The sequence below is a fragment of the Sphingobium sp. IP1 genome (assembly GCF_002708645.1).
GTDB classification, from domain to species: Bacteria; Pseudomonadota; Alphaproteobacteria; order Sphingomonadales; family Sphingomonadaceae; genus Sphingobium; species Sphingobium yanoikuyae.
The window spans coordinates 1-4,031 of sequence record NZ_NOIW01000205.1 but is presented as its reverse complement, the minus strand read 5'-3'; the positions used below and the strand labels follow the sequence as shown (position 1 = coordinate 4,031).

The window sequence follows — 4,031 nt, the reverse complement described above, 5'->3', positions numbered from 1 at the left end:
CCACGCTCGCGGCGGCGAAGCTGCCGGTCTATGCCTATCGCTTCGACTATGTCGCCACCTCGGTGGGCAAGCCGGGCGCCGGCCATGCCACCGACATCCCCTATTTCTTTGACACCCAGGCGATCAAATATGGCGCCGCGACCACGGCCCGCGACAATGAGATGGGCCGCACCATCAGCGCCTATATCGTCAATTTCGCGCGCAGCGGCGATCCGAACGGCACCGGCCTGGCCGCCTGGCCACGCTATGACGCGAGCGAGGACCGGATCATGCTCTTCAACCCCGACGGCAAGGCCGCCGCACAGAAGGATCCGCTACCGCCGGTCACGCCCTGAGGGTAGATTGGCCGGTCAGTAGTTCCACTGCACCTGGGTGCGGATCAGATTGCCTTCCGCCCGGCCGGTGCGCCGCTCATCGGCTTCGGCGCGCTTCATCCGGGCATAGGCGAAGGTGAATTCCAGCGCCTTCCACGGCTGCCATTCGATCCCCAGTTCGAACTCGTCGGTTTCCAGCCGCGGCGCATTGGTGCCGGCCTTCCACCCGCCGCGATAATGCTGCCAGCGGCCATAGGGCATCAGCGCACCGATCGTCTCGGTCGGCAGGCGATACATCATCTGGACATAGCCGCCGCTCAGATTCTTGGTCTCGATCGACTGGCTGTCCAGGTCATATTCCGGCCCCTTGCCCCAATTCCATTCGGCCTGGATGCCGAAGGGCTGGGGATAGAGGATGGCGTGCAGGCCGACGCGATCATCGTCATAGGCGATCGTGCTGACGCCGCCGCTGCGCAGTTCGGGCTGCACATCGTTCATCATCGCCGATCCGCCGATTTCCAGCACCTGCCCCTCAAAGGCGCCACCCAGCCCGTCCAGTTCGAACGGCCAGGTCGCGAACGCCACCTTCATCAGCCCGCGATTCTGCTCGGTCCGGTTGGTGCCCTGCCCGTTGAAGACGCCAAGGCCAAAGGCGCCATAATTGCCGAACAGCTTCTGCCCGTCATGCCCCAGCCGGTCCCAGATCTGCTGCACCGACGTCGGCGTATAATAGCCGACAATGCCCAGATCGCGCTCGCTCGGCACCGCGCTGTTGATCGCGTCGCTGCGGTCCAGCGTCAGCCGGTTGGACGAGGACTGCATATTTTCCCAGCCGAACGGCACCTTCGACTGGCCAAAGCGCAGGCGCCAATTCTTGCCCTTGTCGAGGAAGACGTCGGCATAGGCATCGCGCAGCTGGACGAAGCCCTCGCGCCGCTCGCTGCCCGCCTGGTTGTTCACCGCCGACGCGAAATCGGACTGGAGATAGAGCGACACCCGATCGGACACATCGCCCTGCAGCACCAACCGCGCCCGGCGCAGCGAAAAGCCGCCGCGATCCGAAATCGAACTGTCATGAGGAGAACGCAAACGGGACTGGCCGGCCGGCGCCGTATCATCGCCCGACAGGAAGGCGTTGTAGCGCATCTGGGTATAGCCGCGCAGCGACAGCTTCTCATACCAGGCCTTGGACTTGGACGGGGTCGCCGACGCCGGGACGGTCGCCGGTGCAGTCGGTGCAGCGGCGAGCGTGACAGGCGCAGAAGCGGCGTCCACCGCGGCCGCTGGCGCTGCCGCCACCGGCGGCGCGCCCTTGTTGGCGGCCAGCGCGGCGGTCAGCGCCTGCACCTGCGCCTTGAGTTCGTCGATCTGGCGCTGCAAGGCCGCATTATCCTGCGCCCGTGCCGGCGCGGAGATCATCAGCGTCGCCAGCGCGGTGCCGGCGGCCAGTCGCAATCGGAGCGTCATTCCTGTCCATTCCCCTGTTTCGGGGACGCCAGTATGAATCTTATGTTACATCGCAGCGTCTTTCAGATGTCGGTTTTGTGACATTGGCAAAAGCGCGGATCGCGGTTGGCGGCGGCGCCCCATCGGGCTGGAGCAGATTTCGATCCGGCCGTGCCGGATCGGCTGCTCCATATTTTTGATTTCCCGCCTTTTCCGAGTCATCAGGTGATTCCACCTGATTGGAAAACGCTTTAAGCCCATTCCTGCATGTTCGCCGTCCCGCCCCGCCTGCGCGCCCTGTCGCGCCGCGCCGCCCTGATCGCCGGGGCCAGCCTCGCCCTCGCGCTCGGCAGCTGCTCCGACGAAGGCAGCGGCCCGGTGGTGGTCAGCGTCATCGGCAGCCGCACCGAACTTGCCAAGCCCTTGCAGAACCTGCCCAATCCGGCGGCCAAGCTGATCCTGGAGGCCACCGCCCAGGGGCTGGTCGCCTTCGATGCCGGCGGCGACATATTGCCTGCCCTCGCCCAGCGCTGGGTCGTGGAGGATGATGGGCGCAGCTATATTTTCCGCCTGCGCCGCGCCTTCTGGGCCAATGGCGCCCGCGTCACCGCGCCCGATGTCGCCCGCATGCTGATGGCGCAAATCGAGATGCTGCGCCAGCTCGACCCCGACGGACCGCTCGACGCGGTGCAGGCGGTCGTGCCGATGACCGGCGAGGTGATCGAGATTCGCATGGCCGCCGCCCGCCCCTATGTGCTGCAGATGCTGGCCCAGCCGCAAATGGCGGTGCTGTCGCGCGACGGCGGCACCGGCCCCTATCGCAGCGTCTGGCGCAGCGGCGCGGCGATGCTGGCGCCGGTCGATCGCCTCAGCGGCGACGATGCCGACAGCGATGAAGAGGAAGCCGGCGTCCCCGCCTGGCAGACCCGCGTGCTGCGCGCCGAGCGTGCGTCGCTCGCCATCATCCGCTTCCGCGAGAAGCAGTCGGCGCTGGTGCTGGGCGGCCGCTATGCCGACCTGCCCCTGCTGGTGCCCGCCGGCATCGATCGCGACGCGGTGCGGATGGACCCGGTGCAGGGGCTGCTGGGCCTTGCCGTCACCGGCAAGGGCGATCTGCTCGACGATGACGGCGTGCGCGCCGCGATCAACATGGCGGTCGATCGCAACCAGCTGCTCCAGATGTTTCCGCTGGGCGGCTGGGCGATCAACGAGCAATTGCTGCCCGGCCAGCTCGACCTGCCGGTGGCGCCGCCCGCGCCCGCCTGGGTCGGGCAGGCGATGGATGATCGCCGCGCGCAGGGCCGCGCCATCATCGACCGCTGGCGTGGCACCCATGGCGATCCGCCGCCGCTGCGCATCGCCCTGCCCGCAGGCCCCGGCTCGACCCTGTTGTTCGGCCTGTTGGCGCGCGATCTGGGCGCCATCGGCCTGGCCGCAGAACGGGTCGACCTGGCCGACAAGGCGGACCTGTCTCTGATCGACGAGGTCGCCGCCTATGACAGCGCGCTCTGGTATCTCGGCCGCATCGGCTGCGCCCGCAAGATTCACTGCAGCCCGGAGGGCGAAGCCGCGCTGCAGGCCGCAAGCCTCGCCAGCACGGCGGAGGAACGCGCCGCCCGCGTCGCCCAGGCGGTGGGCCTGATTCAGGGCCATGATGGCTATATCCCGCTCGGCGCGCCGATCCGCTGGTCGCTGGTGTCGAAACGGCTCAGCGGCTTTCTGCCCTCGCCGCGTGGCCGCCACCCATTGAACCATCTCTTCCGCAGCACCAACTAAGGGTCTGCGCCCATTTTGCTGCGCCGGACGTTATCCGGCAGCACAGGGCTTTGGAGAGTGATGGAATGCCCGTTTCGGCCAAGCAGTTCGATGACCTTGTTCGTGACATGCCCGGCTTCGGCCGCGACCCTGCCTCGATCCGGCGCCGGATCGAGATGATGGAGGCCGTGCTGGAGGGGCTGTTCGTCATCCCCGGCACCAAGCGCCGGGTCGGCATGGACAGCCTGATCGGCCTCGTCCCCGTCGTCGGCGACATCGCGACCGCCGCCATGGGCGCCTGGATCGTGTGGGAAGCCCGCAATCTCGGCCTGTCGAAATGGCAGCTCACCCGCATGGCCGCCAATGTCGGCGTCGACACGCTGGTCGGCGCCATCCCCTTTGCCGGCGATATCTTCGACTTTCTCTACAAGTCGAACACGAAGAATCTGCGCATCATCCGCAAGCATCTCGATCGCCACCATCCCTCGACGGTGACGATCGACGGCTGACATGCAC

The 4,031-nt window shown here is 67.1% G+C and carries 4 protein-coding genes; 3 read left to right on the top strand and 1 reads right to left on the bottom strand.

The features are described 5' to 3' along the window. On the top strand, positions 1-335 hold a 335-nt coding region (locus CG471_RS29145), incomplete at its 5' end, for a carboxylesterase family protein (RefSeq protein WP_143560315.1). A 15-nt stretch (positions 336-350) separates the two neighbouring features. Here CG471_RS29145 and CG471_RS29140 read toward each other — a convergent pair. Beyond that, on the bottom strand, positions 351-1,781 hold the full coding sequence (locus CG471_RS29140; protein WP_099234583.1) for a porin: 1,431 nt from the start codon (positions 1,779-1,781) through the stop codon (positions 351-353). A 246-nt stretch (positions 1,782-2,027) separates the two neighbouring features. Between CG471_RS29140 and CG471_RS29135 the strand changes: the two genes are divergently transcribed. Continuing rightward, the gene (locus tag CG471_RS29135) at positions 2,028-3,536 is read left to right on the top strand and encodes an ABC transporter substrate-binding protein (protein WP_099234582.1); all 1,509 of its coding nucleotides are present in this window, start codon (positions 2,028-2,030) and stop codon (positions 3,534-3,536) included. Positions 3,537-3,601: 65 nt separating this feature from the next. Continuing rightward, entirely contained in the window at positions 3,602-4,024 is a 423-nt protein-coding gene (locus tag CG471_RS29130) for a DUF4112 domain-containing protein (protein ID WP_010336734.1), read from the top strand. Positions 4,025-4,031 lie beyond the last annotated feature (7 nt).